This window comes from Geodermatophilus sp. SYSU D00766 (genome assembly GCF_054049915.1).
In genome coordinates, this window is record NZ_JBJGYI010000007.1 from 79,081 (window position 1) to 92,507 (window position 13,427).

Consider the following 13,427-nt stretch of genomic DNA (forward strand, 5'->3'; position numbering starts at 1 on the left):
CCGCGGTGGGAGGGGGCCCGCCGAGCGTTCGACTAGCGGGTGTAGAGGGCCTCGACCTCCGCGTCGAACTCCTTGACGACCACCGAGCGCTTGAGCTTGAGGCTCGGGGTCAGCATCCCGTTCTCCTCGGTGAAGTCCGTGGCCAGCACGCGGTACTTCTTGATCGCCTCGGCCTGCGAGACGGCCTTGTTCGCGTCGGCGACCGCGGCGTCGAGCTCGGCCCGGACGTCGGGGTCGTCGACGAGCCGGTCGATCGGGGTGTCGGCCGGCTTGCCCTTGGACTCCAGCCACAGCGGCAGCGCCTCGGCGTCGAGGGTGATCAGCGCGGCGATGAAGGGCCGCTGGTCGCCGACGACGATGCACTGGCTGACCAGCCGGTGGGCGCGCAGCCGGTCCTCGAGGACGGCGGGGGCGACGTTCTTGCCGCCGGCGGTCACCAGGATCTCCTTCTTGCGCCCGGTGATGCGCAGGAACCCGTCGGCGTCGATCTCGCCGATGTCGCCGGTGTGGAACCAGCCCTCGCCGTCGATGGCCTCGGCGGTGGCCTGCTCGTTGCGCCAGTAGCCGCGCATGACCACGCCGCCGCGGATGAGGATCTCGCCGTCGTCGGCGATGCGGAAGGACACCCCCGGCAGCGGGCGGCCCACGGTGCCGATGCGCAGCGCGGCGTCGTGGTTGACCGACGCGGCGGCCGTGGTCTCGGTCAGGCCGTAGCCCTCGTAGACGGTGACGCCGATGCCGCGGAAGAAGTGGCCGAGGCGCTCGCCGAGCGGCGCGCCGCCGGAGATGGCGCCCTGGCAGCGGCCGCCGAGGGCGGCGCGCAGCTTGCCGTAGACGAGCCGGTCGAACAGCGCGTGCTGGATCCGCAGCCCGAGCCCGGCGCCGCCGGTGTCCTGGGCGCGGGACCACTCGACGGCGACCGTGGCCGCGCGGTCGAAGATCTTCCCCTTGCCGTCGGCGTCCGCCTTGGCCTTCGCGGAGTTGTAGACCTTCTCGAAGACCCGCGGGACGGCGAGGACGAACGACGGCCGGAAGGCGCCGAGGTCCTCCAGCAGGTTCTTCACGTCGGGCGTGTGGCCGGTGACCGTGCGGGTCTTGACCGCGCCGACCTGCAGGACGCGGGCGAGCACGTGCGCGAGCGGGATGAACAGCAGCACCGAGCCGTCCTCCCCGAGGAAGCGCTCGAGGAGCGTGATGCCGTTGTCGATCTCGAACAGGAAGTTGCCGTGGGTGAGCTCGCAGCCCTTGGGGCGGCCGGTGGTGCCCGAGGTGTAGATCAGCGTGGCCACGCTGTCGGCGCTCAGCGTCGCGCGGCGGGCGGTGAGCTCGCTGTCGGGGACGGCGGCGCCGGCGGCGGTGAGGGTGGCGACGGCGTCGTCCTCGATGACGTAGAGCGGGCCGAGGTCGGGGGCCTGCTCGCGCACCGAGTCGACGGCGGCGGCGTGCTCGGCGCGCTCCACGACCGCCGCGACGGCGCCGGAGTCGGCGAGGATCCAGGCCACCTGGTCGGGGCTGGAGGTCTCGTAGACCGGGACGGTCACCGCCCCCGCCGTCCAGATCGCGTAGTCCAGCAGGGGCCACTCGTAGCGGGTCTTGGCCTGCAGGGCGACCCGGTCGCCGGGCTGCACGCCCGCCGCGACCAGGCCCTTGGCGACGCCGGCGACCTGCTCGCCGAACTCCCGCCAGGTGACGTCCTCCCACCGGCCGTTCCGCTGCACCCGCAGGCCGACGTCGTCGCCGTGCTTCTCGACGTTCTCCGCCAGCATGTCGGTGAGTGCGGCGCCGGGGCTCACCTCGGTCGTCGCCGGGACGCTGTACTCGCGCACGCTCGGTCCTTCCTGCCCGCTCGGCCAGGGGCGCCGGTGCCCGCGGTCCGCGGCGGGACACGTCCCGCCGAATCTACCGGCTGGCCCTACCGGTGAGTAGCGGCGTCCCCGACGTCCACCCGGCAGGCGGAACCGCAGCGGTTAGCCTCAGCCCATGGCCGAGCAGTCCACCCAGTCGATCGTCGTCGCCGCCCCGGCGGCCGACGTCATGGCGGTGATCGCCGACTTCGCGGCCTATCCGCGGTGGGTGAAGGCGGCCCGCACCGTCGAGGTGCTCGAGCCCGGTCCCGGCGGACGCGCCCGCCGCGTGCGCTTCGTCATCGACGCCACCGTCCTCACCGACGAGTACGTCCTCGACTACACCTGGGACGACGACCGGCAGGTCTCCTGGAGCCTCGTGCAGAGCAAGATCATGAAGCGGCAGGACGGCTCCTACACGCTGACCGCGGCCGAGGGCGGCACCGAGGTCACCTACCGGCTCACCGTCGACATGGCGGTGCCGATGATCGGGATGCTCAAGCGGCGGGCGGAGAAGGTCATCCTCGACACCGCGCTCAAGGAGCTCAAGAAGCGCGTCGAGGGCTGAGCGCGTGCAGACCCTCCTGTTCACCGGGCCCGGCGGCGCCGGCACCACGACCGTCGCCGCGGCCGCCGCCGTCCGCGCCGCCCGGGCCGGCCGGCGCGTGCTGCTGGTGACCGCCCAGGAACCCCCCGCCGGGGCCGCCGGGGACGGCGTCGAGGTGGTGCGGGCCGACCCGCGCTCGGGGCTGGAGCGGCTGTGGGCCGGGTGGGGCGGCCAGCTGGCGGCCGCCGTCCCCGACGTGGAGCTGCCGCCGGCCACCTCCGTCGTTCCGCTGCCCGGCGCCGGGGAGCTCGCGCTGCTGGCCGCCCTCGGCCGCGCCGCCGCGTCGGGGGCGGACCTGGTCGTCCTCGACGCCGGCCCGCTGGCGACGGCGACCGGGCTGGTCGCGCTGCCCGGCGCGCTGCGCTGGTGGCTGGAGCAGGCGCTGCCCACCCGGTTGCGGATGCTCGGCGCGGTGCGCACCGCCGCCGTCCGCGCCGGCACCGTGCGGCGGGGCGCCGTCGACGTCGGGCTCGACGCCGTCCCCGCGCTGGAGGACCTGCTCGGCCGGGTCGCCCTCGCCGACCCCGCCGCCACCGCCGTCCGGCTGGTCGCGGTGCCCCGGCCCGGTGCCGCCGCCGCGCTGCGCCGGGCGACCACGGCGCTGGCCGTGCACGGGCAGCGCCCGGTGGGCGTGCTCGCCCGGGTGCTGCCCGACCCGCCGGCGGGCGACGGCGGCTGGTGGGCGACGCGGGCCGCCGAGCAGGAGGCCGAGCTCGCCGCGCTCGCCGGGGTCGCGCCGCTGCAGACCGTCGCGGAGTCCCCGCGGGCACCGGCGGGCGCCGGGGCGCTGGCCACGCTGCTGACCGACCTGCCGGGCCCGGCCGGCGGGCCGGCGGCCCCGCCGCCGACCCCCGAGCGCGTGGACGGCGGCTGGCGGCTGGCGCTGCCGCTGCCCTTCGCCGAGCGCGCCGACGTGACGCTCACCCGCTGGGCGGACGACCTGGTGGTGAGCGCCGCCGGCACCCGGCGGTCGCTGCGCCTGGACGCGCTGCTGCGCCGCTGCGTGGTCACCGCGGGCAGCCTCGCCGCCCCGGGCACGCCGGCGGCGCGCCTGGAGGTCGGGTTCGCGGCGGACCCGCAGCTGTGGCCGGCCGACCTGCTGGCGGCGGTCGCGGCGGACACGGGCGGGGACACGGGCGGGGACACGAGCACGGGCACGGACACAGGGGGGACGCCGTGAGCGAGACGACCGACTGGGTCGAGCAGGCGCGCCGGCTGGTCGCCGGCCTGGGCCAGGGCGGCCTCGGCGAGGGCGGCCTGGGGCAGGTCTGGGCCGAGGTGCGCGGGGACGGGCACGTCCCCGGCGGGGACTGCCGCTGGTGCCCGGTGTGCCAGTTCGCCGCGGTCGCCCGGCGGCCGGAGGTGACCGAGGCGCTGGCCGACGCCCTGGTCAGCGCCGCCACCGCGCTGCGGGCCCTCGCCGCGGCGGCCGCCGAGTCCGCCGCCGAGTCCGCCGCCGAGTCCGCCGCGCGCGAGGACGCCGCCCCGCCGGCGGAGGCCGCGCCGCCGCCCGCGCCGGTCCAGCACATCGAGATCGGCTGAGCGACGTCCGGCGAGGAGGCGGCCGCGCTGCCGGCGCTGGGCGTCGACGTCGGCGGCACGAAGGTCGCCGGCGGGGTCGTGGCGCCCGACGGCACCGTGCTGGCCACCGCCCGCCGCTCGACGCCGACCGCGTCGGTGCAGGAGACCGAGACGGCGATCGCGGCGGTGGTCGAGGAGCTCGCCGTGTGGCACGGCGGGCAGCTGGCAGCCGTCGGGGTCGGGGCGGCCGGCTGGTTCGACCGCACCGGTGACGTCGTCCTGTTCAGCCCGCACCTGGCCTGGCGGCACTCCTCGCTGCGCCGCGACCTCGCCGCCCGCCTGCAGCGGCCGGTGTGGGTGGGCAACGACGCCGACGCCGCGGCCTGGGCCGAGTACCGCTTCGGCGCCGCTCGGGGTGCCGACCTGGCGCTGTGCGTCACCCTCGGCACCGGCATCGGCGGCGGGATCGTCGCCGGCGGCCGGCTGCAGCGCGGCGCGCACGGGGTGGCGGGGGAGTGGGGGCACGTGCGGGTGGTCCCCGACGGGCGGCTGTGCGCCTGCGGCAACCGCGGCTGCTGGGAGCAGTACGCCAGCGGCACCGCGCTGGCCACGGCCGCGCGCGAGGTGGCCACCCGCTCCCCGGCCGCGGCGGCCCGGCTGCTCGACCGCGTCGACGGCGACGCGTCCCGGCTGACCGGGGAGCACGTCGCCCGGGCCGCGGCCGACGGCGACCCGGTCGCGCTGGCCCTGGTCAGCGACGTCGGCGAGTGGCTCGGTCAGGGCATCGCCGACCTCGCCGCGGTCCTCGACCCCGACGTCGTCGTCATCGGCGGCGGGGTGAGCGTGCTCGGGGACATGGTGCTGCGGCCGGCGCGCGAGCGGCTGGAGCGGGTGCTGCCCGGCCGCGGGTTCCGGCCCGTGCCGCGCGTGGTCGCCGCGGCGCTGGGCGCGCAGTCGGGGCTGGTCGGTGCCGCCGACCTGGCCCGCGCGATGGCCGCCCGAGGGATCGCCTGACGGCGCCCCTAGACCACCGCGCCGTCGTCGCCGTCGTCGGTGGAGCGCTCGCGCATGCGGGAGAGGAACAGCCCCGCGCTGCCGACCAGCGCGGCCACACCGAGCACCAGGCCGGTGTCGGTGGTCAGGCCCAGCACCCCTGGCGCGCCGACCAGCACCACCCCGGCCGCGGCCAGCAGCACCGCGTACAGCGTCGAGGGCGAGGGCACCGGGACCGGCGGCGCCGGCGGCGGCTCGTAGTGCTCGTCCTCGAGCTCGTCGGGGCTGGGGGCGTCCTCGGTGGGCGCCGGAACGGGTGCCGGGGTGGCGTCCTCGACGACGGTGCGGCCGTGCTCGGCCTCGTAGGCGGCCACGATCCGCGCCCACTCGGCGTCCTCGTCGAGGTCGCGGCGGGTGGTGCGCCGCTCGGCGGCCGGCCCGCCCGCGGGGGCGTGCTCGTCGGCGTGCCGGTCGACCAGCGAGCGGCCCTCGCGCAGCCGCGCCCGGTCGACGAAGAGCCGGTCGGCCGGCGGGCTGGGGAGGAAGACGGTGCGGGTGTAGGGGCCGACGTCGGTGGCCGGCTCCAGGTAGGCGGCGATGCCGGCCTCGCGCAGCACGTCGAGCAGGTGCTCGCCGACCCGCGGGTCGACGTCGCGCAGCGGCGCCCACAGCGGGGCGTCGAGGCCGTTGTCGCGCCGTCCGCGTCCGCGTCGCGGCCCGGTCATCGGGGTACTGCCTCAGGGGGCACCCGGGCCGGGACGGGCGGTGCGGCCACGGGGTCCTCCTCGGCGGACGGCGGGTGGGAGCCGGCGGACGGGCGACGCGCGCGGCCGGAGGGGCCGATTGTCGCTCGGGGGCGGGGCTCCCTAGTCTGGCAGTTCCACAGGGAGGCGTGTTGTTCTACTGGTTCCTCAAGTTCGTGGCGATCGGGCCGCTCGCGAAGCTGGCCTTCCGGCCTCGCGCCGAGGGCCGCGAGCACGTGCCGGCCCAGGGTGCGGCGATCCTGGCGAGCAACCACCTGGCGGCCTCCGACTGGGTGTTCATGCCGCTGTCGCTGCGCCGCCGGGTGACCTTCCTGGCCAAGGCCGAGTACTTCACCGGCCGCGGCGCCAAGGGCCTGCTGCGGCGGCTCTTCTTCTCCGGCGCCGGCCAGGTCCCCATCGACCGGTCCAGCGCCAGCGCCGCGGAGGGCGCGATCCGCACCGGCATCCAGATGCTGGAGCAGGGCCGGCTCCTGGGCATCTACCCCGAGGGCACCCGCTCGCCCGACGGCCGGCTCTACCGCGGCAAGACCGGTGTGGCCCGGATGGCACTGGAGACCGGCGCCCCGGTGGTCCCGGTGGCGATGACCTACACGCCGCGCCGGATGCCGTTCGGCCGCACGCTCGTCCGGGTGCACGTGCGCTTCGGCGAGCCGCTGGACTTCTCCCGCTACGAGGGGCTGGCCGGGGACCGCTTCGTCGAGCGGTCGATCACCGACGAGATCATGTACGAGATCATGACGCTGTCGGGCCAGGAGTACGTCGACGTCTACGGCGCCCAGGTGAAGAAGCGGATGGACGCCACCGGCGCCAGCGCCTCCGACGTCGTCAGCCGGCTCGAGCCGCCGGCCGACGAGGCCGGCGACCGCGCACCGGACTCCCTCGCCGGCTGACCGGGCACGTCCGCGGACGTGCCCGGACCCCGCCCCGCCTACGGTGGGCGGCGTGCGGCGGTTCTTCTACGACACCGAGTTCATCGAGGACGGGACCACGATCGACCTGGTCTCCATCGGCGTCGTCGACGAGACCGGCCGCGAGTTCTACGCGGTGAGCACCGAGTTCGACGAGCGGCGGGCCATCCCCTGGGTGCGCCGCAACGTGCTCGACCAGCTCCCGCCGCCCGCCGACCGGGCCTGGCGCAGCCGCCGGCGCATCCGCGAGGACCTGCTGGCCTTCCTCACCGGCCCCGGTGAGGAGGTGGAGCTGTGGGCGTGGTTCGCCGCCTACGACCACGTGGCGATGGCCCAGCTGTGGGGCCCGATGACGGCGCTGCCGCGGGTGGTGCCGCGGTTCACCCGGGAGCTGCGGCAGCGCTGGGACGACCTCGGGCAGCCCGAGCTCCCGCCGACGCCCACCGGGGCCCACGACGCGCTCGTCGACGCCCGCCACAACCTCGCCCGCTGGCGGGCGATGGAGGCCGCCCGCGTCCTCAGCCCGCGGGAGGGGCGCCGAGCACGGCCTGCGTCTGGGTGACCGAGGCGACCGGCCGGCCGTCGTCGTCGGTGACCTCGGTGAGGACGACGACGGTCGTGCGGCCCACGTGCAGCGGCCGGGCGGTGGCGTGCGCGGTGCCGCCCCGGACGGCGCGCAGCAGCGAGGTGGCCGAGGCCAGCGTCGCCGTCGAGGCGCCCGGCGGCAGGTTGAGGAACGCGCAGACGGCGCCGACGGAGTCCGCGAGGGTCATCAGCGCGCCCCCGTGCAGCACCCCGCCGGCGGTGCAGCGGTGCGGGGCCCAGGGCAGCCGGCCCAACACCTCCCCGGGGCCGGCGGAGTCGAGCTCGACCCCGGTGGCGACGGCGAAGGGCATGGCGGCGAGCAGATCGGCGGCGTCCACACGGCGATCCTGCCGCCAGGTGATTCCTCGCGGGGTCCGGCTGCGGCAGGATCGGCGCTGACCTGCGGTTCGTCCTCTGGGAGGCGTCGTGCGCATCGGGATCCTGACCGGCGGTGGGGACTGCCCGGGCCTCAACGCGGTCATCCGCGCGGTGGTGCGGAAGGCCACCGGGTCCGGTGCCGAGGTCGTCGGCTTCCGCGACGGGTGGCGCGGCGTGCTCGAGGACGACGCCGTGCCGCTGGACCTCCACGCGGTGCGCGGGCTGCTGCCCCGCGGTGGCACCGTGCTCGGCACCTCCCGCACCAACCCCTACGCCCTCGACGACGGCCCCGAGCGGGTGCTGGCCACCCTCGAGCGGCACCGCATCGACGCGCTGGTCCCGGTCGGCGGCGAGGACACCCTCGGCGTCGCGGCGAAACTGTCGGAGAGCGGGCTGCGCGTGGTGGGCGTGCCGAAGACCATCGACAACGACCTCGACGGCACCGACTACACCTTCGGCTTCGACACCGCCGTCGGCGTCGCCATGGAGGCCATCGACCGGCTGCACACCACCGGCGACAGCCACCACCGCACGCTGGTCGTGGAGGTGATGGGCCGGCACGCCGGCTGGATCGCGCTGCACGCCGGGATGGCCGGCGGCGCCACCGTGGTGCTGGTGCCCGAGCGGCCCTTCGACGTCGACGCGGTCGTGGCCCACTGCCTGCACCGCTTCGAGTCCGGGTACTCGCCGATCGTCGTCGTCTCGGAGGGGGCGCGGCCGGCCGACGGCGCGCTGGTCACCTCCACCGGGCAGACCGACGCCTTCGGGCACGTGCGGCTGGGCGGGATCGGTGCGGCGCTGGCCGCCGTCCTGGAGGAGCGGACCGGCCGGGAGTCGCGCGCGGTGGTGCTCGGGCACGTCCAGCGCGGCGGCACGCCGTCGGCCTTCGACCGGGTGCTGGCCACCCGCTTCGGCCTGGCCGCCGTCGACGCCGTCGACGCGGGGCTGTCCGGGGTGATGGTGGCGCTGCGCGGCACCGACGTCGTGACGGTGCCGATCAGCGAGGCCACCGCGGCGCTCAAGCTGGTCCCGCTGGAGCGCTACCAGGAGGCGGAGGTCTTCTTCGGCTGACGGTGCTGCGGAAGCCCCACCCGGCGGCCGTACCCTCGGGGCGTGAACCTGCTCGAGTCCGCCCAGTCGGTCCCCGGTCTCGACCGGTGGCGGGAGCTCCCCGCCGCCCAGCAGCCGACGTGGCCCGACCGCGCCGTCCTGGACACCGTGCTCGGCACGCTGTCGACCGTGCCGCCGATCGTGGCGCCCGGCGAGGTCGACGAGCTGCGCGGCCGGCTGGCCGAGGTCGCGCAGGGCCGGGCGTTCCTGCTGCAGGGCGGGGACTGCGCGGAGACCTTCGACCTCAACACCGACGCCCACCTGCAGAGCACCACGCGCACGCTGCTGCAGATGGCCGTCGTCCTCACCTACGGCGCGAGCGTGCCGGTGGTGAAGGTCGGCCGGGTGGCCGGGCAGTACGCCAAGCCGCGCTCGTCGGACACCGACGCGCTGGGCCTGCCGTCCTACCGCGGGGACATGGTCAACTCCATCGAGCCGGTGATGGAGAAGCGGGTCCCCGACCCGAACCGGCTGGTGCGCGCCTATGCCAACGCGGCCGCGGCGATGAACATGATCCGCGCCTACGCCCGCGGCGGACTGGCCGACCTGCACGCCGTCCACGACTGGAACAAGGACTTCGTCGCGAGCTCCCCGGCCGGCGTCCGCTACGAGGTCATCGCCCGCGAGATCGACCGGGCGCTGGCGTTCATGAAGGCCTGCGGGGTCGACGACACCGCGCTGCGCGGCGTGGAGCTCTACAACAGCCACGAGGGGCTGATCCTCGACTACGAGCGGGCGCTGGTCCGGGTGCACGAGGGCCGCGCCTACGCCTCCTCGGCGCACTTCGTCTGGATCGGGGAGCGCACCCGCCAGCTCGACGGCGCGCACGTGGAGTTCATGTCGCGGATCGCCAACCCGATCGGCGTCAAGATCGGCCCGTCGACGACGCCGGAGCAGGCCACCGAGCTCGTCGAGCGGCTCGACCCCGACGGCGTGCCCGGCCGGCTGACGCTGATCAGCCGCATGGGCAACGGCAGGATCCGCGACGTGCTCCCGGCGATCGTGGAGAAGGTCACCGCCAGCGGCCACCAGGTGGTGTGGCAGTGCGACCCGATGCACGGCAACACCCACGAGTCCTCCACCGGCTACAAGACCCGGCACTTCGACCGGATCGTCGACGAGGTCCTCGGCTTCTTCGACGTCCACCGCGGGCTGGGCACCTGGCCCGGCGGCATCCACGTCGAGCTCACCGGCGAGGACGTCACCGAGTGCCTCGGCGGGGCCATGGAGATCAGCGACGAGGACCTCAACAGCCGGTACGAGACCGCCTGCGACCCGCGGCTGAACACCGGGCAGTCCCTCGAGCTGGCCTTCCTCGTCGCGGAGATGCTGCGTGGATGAAGGACCCCGCTGCCCCCCACCGTTCGCACGCTCACGGCGGGCCCCTGCAGCGGCGCCGGAAGGAGTGACGGGATGACCTCCTTCGTCGACCTGCGGTCGGACACCGTCACCCGGCCGACCGCCGGGATGCGCAGGGCCATGGCCGAGGCCGAGGTCGGCGACGACGTCTACGGCGAGGACCCGGCGGTCCGCGCGCTGGAGGAGCGGACGGCGGAACTGTTCGGCCACGAGGCCGCGCTGTTCGTGCCGTCGGGGACGATGGGCAACCAGATCGGCATGCGGCTGGTCTGCGAGCCCGGCCAGGAGGTGCTCTGCGACGCCGACGCGCACGTGGTCACCTACGAGATGGGCGCCGCGGCGGCGGTCTTCGGCATCTCCACCCGCACCGTCGTCTCCGCCGGCGGCCGGCTCGACGCCGACCAGCTCCTCGCGCAGGTGCGGCCGCGGGACGACTGGCACCTGACCGCGACCGCCGCCGTCGCGGTGGAGAACTCGCACAACCGCGGCGGCGGGCTGGTGCAGCCGCTGGAGCAGCTGCAGCGGCTGTGGGACGCGTCCCGCGAGGGCGGGTTCGCCGTCCACCTCGACGGCGCCCGGGTGTGGAACGCGCACGTGGCCTCCGGGGTGCCGCTGTCCACCTACGGCCGGCTGGCCGACACCGCCTCGGTCTGCTTCTCCAAGGGCCTCGGGGCCCCGGTCGGCTCGGTGCTGGTCGCCTCGGCCGAGCGCATCGCGACCGCCCGGCTGTGGCGCAAGCGGCTCGGCGGCGGCCTGCGCCAGGTCGGCGTGCTCGCGGCGGCCTGCACCCACGCGCTGGACCACCACCTGCCGCGGCTGGGCGAGGACCACGAGCACGCGCGGCTGCTGGCCAAGCGGCTCGGCGTCGACCCCGCGACGGTGGAGACCAACATGGTCGTGCTGGACGCGGTGAACGCGCCGGTCGTGGCCGAGGCCGCCAAGGCGCAGGGCGTGCTGGTGTCGCGGGTCAGCGCGCGGCGGATCCGGCTGGTCACGCACCTCGACGTCGACCGTGCCGCCGTGGACCGCGCCGGCGACGTCCTCGCCGCCCTCCTCGACCGCTGAGCACGGCTGACGAGGGTTCCGGGACGGGTCCCCCTCCCGGCTGCTCGTACCGCGCCGCCCGCGGTCAGCCATCAACCTGTGTTGACGAGGAGCGGTCATCAACGTAGGTTGATGACCGTGGCCGAAGCGCAGGCCCTGCCGGGGCCCGAGGACCCGGAGGCGGCGCTGGCCGCGGTGGTGGCCCTGCGCCGGCTGGCGGGCCGGCTCGAGGTCGCCGCCGTGGTCGAGGCGATCGCCCAGGGCTGGACGTGGGCCCAGGTGGGGGAGGCGCTGGGCATCAGCGCCCAGGCCGCGCACAAGAAGTTCGCACCCGAGGTCCGCGCGCGGCGCGGTCGCTGATCTGGAGGAGCGGTCGATGGGGCTGGTCAACGCGGCGCGGGACGTGCGCACGATCAAGCGGCTGCTCACCCGGGCCGAGGCCGACGCGCGCGCCGGCGGGGAGCAGGCGCCGGGACCGGAGCACCTGCTGCTGGCCGCCACGGCGTTGCCCGACGGCTCCGCGGCCCGGGCCCTGGGGCGCGTCGGCGTCGACCCGCAGCGGTTGCGCACCGCCGTCGAGGAGGCGCACGCGAGCGCGCTGGCCGCGGTGGGCATCGAGGTCGAGCACCGCGCCGACGGCGCGTCGGGGCTGCGCAGCCCGGCGGCTGGTGTCTTCCGCTCGACGCCCCAGGCGCAGCAGGTCTTCCAGGACGCCGTGGCGCTGTCGAAGTCGACCGAGCCCTCCCTGCTGCGGGGAGCCCATGTCGTCGCGGCGGTCTGCGACCTCGAGCGCGGCACCGCCGCCCGCGCGCTCGCTGCCCTCGGGGTGGACCGCGACCGGCTCCGGGAGGCCGCGCGCGCCGAGGCCGGGATCAGCTGATGGACGACCTGCTCGGAGACCTGGTGAGTGGCGTGACCGGTGGCCTCGTCGGCACCTGGCTGCGCAGGCGGCGCGCGGAGCGGCTCGGGAGGAACCCGGACGTCGATGGACCCGTCCACCGCCCTCGTCAGCCGTCCTCGTCGACCGCTGACTGAGGCACGCGCCGACGGCCGCCGCCCCTCGCGGGACGGCGGCCGTCGTCGTGCCGCGGATCAGTAGGCGCCGAACAGCAGCCGGTTCGGCGTGCCGGCCCGCTCGGCCGTGCGGGAGAGCTTCACGTGGTTCGTCGTGGCCGTGCCGTTCAGCTGGGCGGCCACCGCGGCCGGCGTCGCGGAGCGGTTCCCCGACAGGTAGAGCGCGGCGACCCCGGCCACGTGTGGCGTGGCCATCGACGTCCCGCTGATCGTGTTGGTCGCCGTCGTGCCGGTGTACCAGGCGCTGGTGATCCCCACGCCGGGGGCGAGCAGGTCGACGCAGGAGCCGTAGTTGCTGAACGACGCCGCCGTGTCGGTGCGGTCGGTCGCGCCGACGGTGAGCGCCGCGGGCACCCGAGCGGGGGAGGAGGCGCAGGCGTCCTGCGCCACGCCGGCGGAGTTGCCGTTGCCCGCCGCGACCGCGTAGGTGACGCCGTCGGCGATCGAGTTGCGCACCGCGGTGTCGATCGCGGTGCTGGCGCCGCCGCCGAGGCTCATGTTGGCCACCGCCGGGGCGCCGGCCTGGTGGTGGGCGGTCACCCAGTCGATGCCCGCGACGACGCCGGAGGTGGTGCCGCTGCCGTCGCAGCCGAGCACCCGGACGCCGACCAGGCTCACGCCCTTGGCCACGCCGTACTGCGTGCCGCCGACCGTGCCCGCGACGTGGGTGCCGTGCCCGTTGCAGTCGTCGGCCGACCCGCCGTCGACGGCGTCGTAGCCGGACACCGCCCGGCCGCCGAAGTCGGTGTGGGCGACGTTGATGCCGGTGTCGATGACGTAGGCGGTGACGCCGCTGCCGGTCGCGGTGTAGCCGTAGGTCGTGCTGAGCGGCAGGTCGCGCTGGTCGGTGCGGTCCAGACCCCACGGTGCGTTCGTCTGCGTGGCCCCGACGGTGACCACCCGGTCGCGCTCGACGGAGACCACGCCCGGCAGCTCGGCCAGCCGGCTCGCGGCGGCCTCCGGCAGGGTCACGGCGTAGCCGGTGAGCGCGGCGGTGTAGACGTGGTCGACCCGCCCGCCGAGCCCGCGGGCCCGCTCCGCCGCCTGGGCGGGGAGGGTCGAGCGGTCGACGGTGACGACGTAGGTGGCGCGCGGGCCGCCGTCGGGCGGTGCGGCCGCGGCGGGGCTCGCGGTGACGCCGAGGCCGGCGGTCGCCAGGGCGGCGACGATCCCGACGGCCAGGGTGCGACGAGTGGGCAAGGACGGCTCCTCGGTGAGGCTCCCCGCGGCCGGGCGGCCG

The 13,427-nt window shown here is 76.2% G+C and carries 16 protein-coding genes; 12 read left to right on the top strand and 4 right to left on the bottom strand.

All coding sequences use genetic code 11. The annotated features are described in order from the left end of the window. Window positions 1-32 precede the first annotated feature (32 nt). Complete coding sequence (locus ACI8AD_RS08405; RefSeq protein ID WP_456870075.1) at window positions 33-1,826, bottom strand: AMP-dependent synthetase/ligase; 1,794 nt, start codon at window positions 1,824-1,826, stop codon at window positions 33-35. A gap of 154 nt (window positions 1,827-1,980) precedes the next feature. Here ACI8AD_RS08405 and ACI8AD_RS08410 point away from each other — a divergent pair, with 154 nt between their 5' ends. From ACI8AD_RS08410 to ACI8AD_RS08425, 4 genes are read left to right on the top strand one after another with little or no spacing between them, the layout of a single operon-like run. Continuing rightward, window positions 1,981-2,412: an SRPBCC family protein gene (locus tag ACI8AD_RS08410; protein WP_456870076.1), complete on the top strand. Its 432-nt coding sequence runs from the start codon at window positions 1,981-1,983 to the stop codon at window positions 2,410-2,412. A gap of 4 nt (window positions 2,413-2,416) precedes the next feature. Continuing rightward, a complete protein-coding gene (locus tag ACI8AD_RS08415) occupies window positions 2,417-3,631 on the top strand; it encodes an ArsA-related P-loop ATPase (protein ID WP_456870077.1) in 1,215 nt (404 codons plus the stop codon). Further along, window positions 3,628-3,993: a hypothetical protein gene (locus tag ACI8AD_RS08420; RefSeq protein ID WP_456870078.1), complete on the top strand. Its 366-nt coding sequence runs from the start codon at window positions 3,628-3,630 to the stop codon at window positions 3,991-3,993. The genes ACI8AD_RS08415 and ACI8AD_RS08420 overlap by 4 nt, the downstream gene beginning before the upstream one ends. 36 nt (window positions 3,994-4,029) lie before the next feature. Then, window positions 4,030-4,986, top strand: coding sequence for an ROK family glucokinase (locus tag ACI8AD_RS08425; RefSeq protein WP_456870143.1), 957 nt, complete (start codon window positions 4,030-4,032; stop codon window positions 4,984-4,986). 8 nt (window positions 4,987-4,994) lie between these two features. Here ACI8AD_RS08425 and ACI8AD_RS08430 read toward each other — a convergent pair whose 3' ends face one another. Beyond that, window positions 4,995-5,690, bottom strand: coding sequence for a hypothetical protein (locus tag ACI8AD_RS08430; RefSeq protein ID WP_456870079.1), 696 nt, complete (start codon window positions 5,688-5,690; stop codon window positions 4,995-4,997). 167 nt (window positions 5,691-5,857) lie between these two features. Here ACI8AD_RS08430 and ACI8AD_RS08435 point away from each other — a divergent pair, with 167 nt between their 5' ends. Next, window positions 5,858-6,619: a lysophospholipid acyltransferase family protein gene (locus ACI8AD_RS08435; protein WP_456870080.1), complete on the top strand. Its 762-nt coding sequence runs from the start codon at window positions 5,858-5,860 to the stop codon at window positions 6,617-6,619. 52 nt (window positions 6,620-6,671) lie between these two features. Beyond that, complete coding sequence (locus tag ACI8AD_RS08440) at window positions 6,672-7,199, top strand: polyadenylate-specific 3'-exoribonuclease AS (protein ID WP_456870081.1); 528 nt, start codon at window positions 6,672-6,674, stop codon at window positions 7,197-7,199. Here the strand turns inward: ACI8AD_RS08440 and ACI8AD_RS08445 are convergent. Further along, window positions 7,156-7,560 carry a PaaI family thioesterase gene (locus tag ACI8AD_RS08445; RefSeq protein ID WP_456870082.1) on the bottom strand — a complete coding sequence of 135 codons (405 nt, stop codon included), beginning with the start codon at window positions 7,558-7,560 and terminating at the stop codon, window positions 7,156-7,158. The genes ACI8AD_RS08440 and ACI8AD_RS08445 overlap by 44 nt on opposite strands. 88 nt (window positions 7,561-7,648) lie before the next feature. On the opposite strand from ACI8AD_RS08445, the gene ACI8AD_RS08450 reads away from it, so the two are divergent. The 6 genes from ACI8AD_RS08450 (at window position 7,649) to ACI8AD_RS08475 (ending at window position 12,148) form a co-directional block, all read left to right on the top strand. Next, window positions 7,649-8,671 (top strand): 6-phosphofructokinase, encoded by a 1,023-nt coding sequence (locus tag ACI8AD_RS08450; protein ID WP_456870083.1) that lies wholly within the window; start codon window positions 7,649-7,651, stop codon window positions 8,669-8,671. Window positions 8,672-8,713: 42 nt separating this feature from the next. Beyond that, a complete protein-coding gene (locus tag ACI8AD_RS08455) occupies window positions 8,714-10,051 on the top strand; it encodes a class II 3-deoxy-7-phosphoheptulonate synthase (protein ID WP_456870084.1) in 1,338 nt (445 codons plus the stop codon). A gap of 72 nt (window positions 10,052-10,123) precedes the next feature. After that, window positions 10,124-11,134, top strand: coding sequence for a threonine aldolase family protein (locus ACI8AD_RS08460; RefSeq protein ID WP_456870085.1), 1,011 nt, complete (start codon window positions 10,124-10,126; stop codon window positions 11,132-11,134). A 111-nt stretch (window positions 11,135-11,245) separates the two neighbouring features. Further along, entirely contained in the window at window positions 11,246-11,473 is a 228-nt protein-coding gene (locus tag ACI8AD_RS08465) for an RNA polymerase subunit sigma-70 (protein WP_456870086.1), read from the top strand. Between the two features lie 16 nt (window positions 11,474-11,489). After that, window positions 11,490-11,993: a Clp protease N-terminal domain-containing protein gene (locus tag ACI8AD_RS08470; protein ID WP_456870087.1), complete on the top strand. Its 504-nt coding sequence runs from the start codon at window positions 11,490-11,492 to the stop codon at window positions 11,991-11,993. Continuing rightward, on the top strand, window positions 11,993-12,148 hold the full coding sequence (locus tag ACI8AD_RS08475) for a hypothetical protein (RefSeq protein ID WP_456870088.1): 156 nt from the start codon (window positions 11,993-11,995) through the stop codon (window positions 12,146-12,148). The genes ACI8AD_RS08470 and ACI8AD_RS08475 overlap by 1 nt, the downstream gene beginning before the upstream one ends. 57 nt (window positions 12,149-12,205) lie before the next feature. Here the strand turns inward: ACI8AD_RS08475 and ACI8AD_RS08480 are convergent, their stop codons facing one another. After that, window positions 12,206-13,387, bottom strand: a complete 1,182-nt coding sequence (locus ACI8AD_RS08480; RefSeq protein WP_456870089.1) for a S8 family peptidase — start codon at window positions 13,385-13,387, stop codon at window positions 12,206-12,208. Window positions 13,388-13,427 lie beyond the last annotated feature (40 nt).

Bases quoted from the DNA above. Each gene is read 5' to 3' on its own strand.
- ACI8AD_RS08410 (WP_456870076.1), top strand. From the start codon at position 1,981: ATGGCCGAGCAGTCCACCCAGTCGATCGTCGTCGCCGCCCCGGCGGCC.
- ACI8AD_RS08430 (WP_456870079.1), bottom strand. From the start codon at position 5,690: ATGACCGGGCCGCGACGCGGACGCGGACGGCGCGACAACGGCCTCGAC.
- ACI8AD_RS08460 (WP_456870085.1), top strand. From the start codon at position 10,124: ATGACCTCCTTCGTCGACCTGCGGTCGGACACCGTCACCCGGCCGACC.
- ACI8AD_RS08465 (WP_456870086.1), top strand. From the start codon at position 11,246: ATGACCGTGGCCGAAGCGCAGGCCCTGCCGGGGCCCGAGGACCCGGAG.
- ACI8AD_RS08470 (WP_456870087.1), top strand. From the start codon at position 11,490: ATGGGGCTGGTCAACGCGGCGCGGGACGTGCGCACGATCAAGCGGCTG.
- ACI8AD_RS08475 (WP_456870088.1), top strand. From the start codon at position 11,993: ATGGACGACCTGCTCGGAGACCTGGTGAGTGGCGTGACCGGTGGCCTC.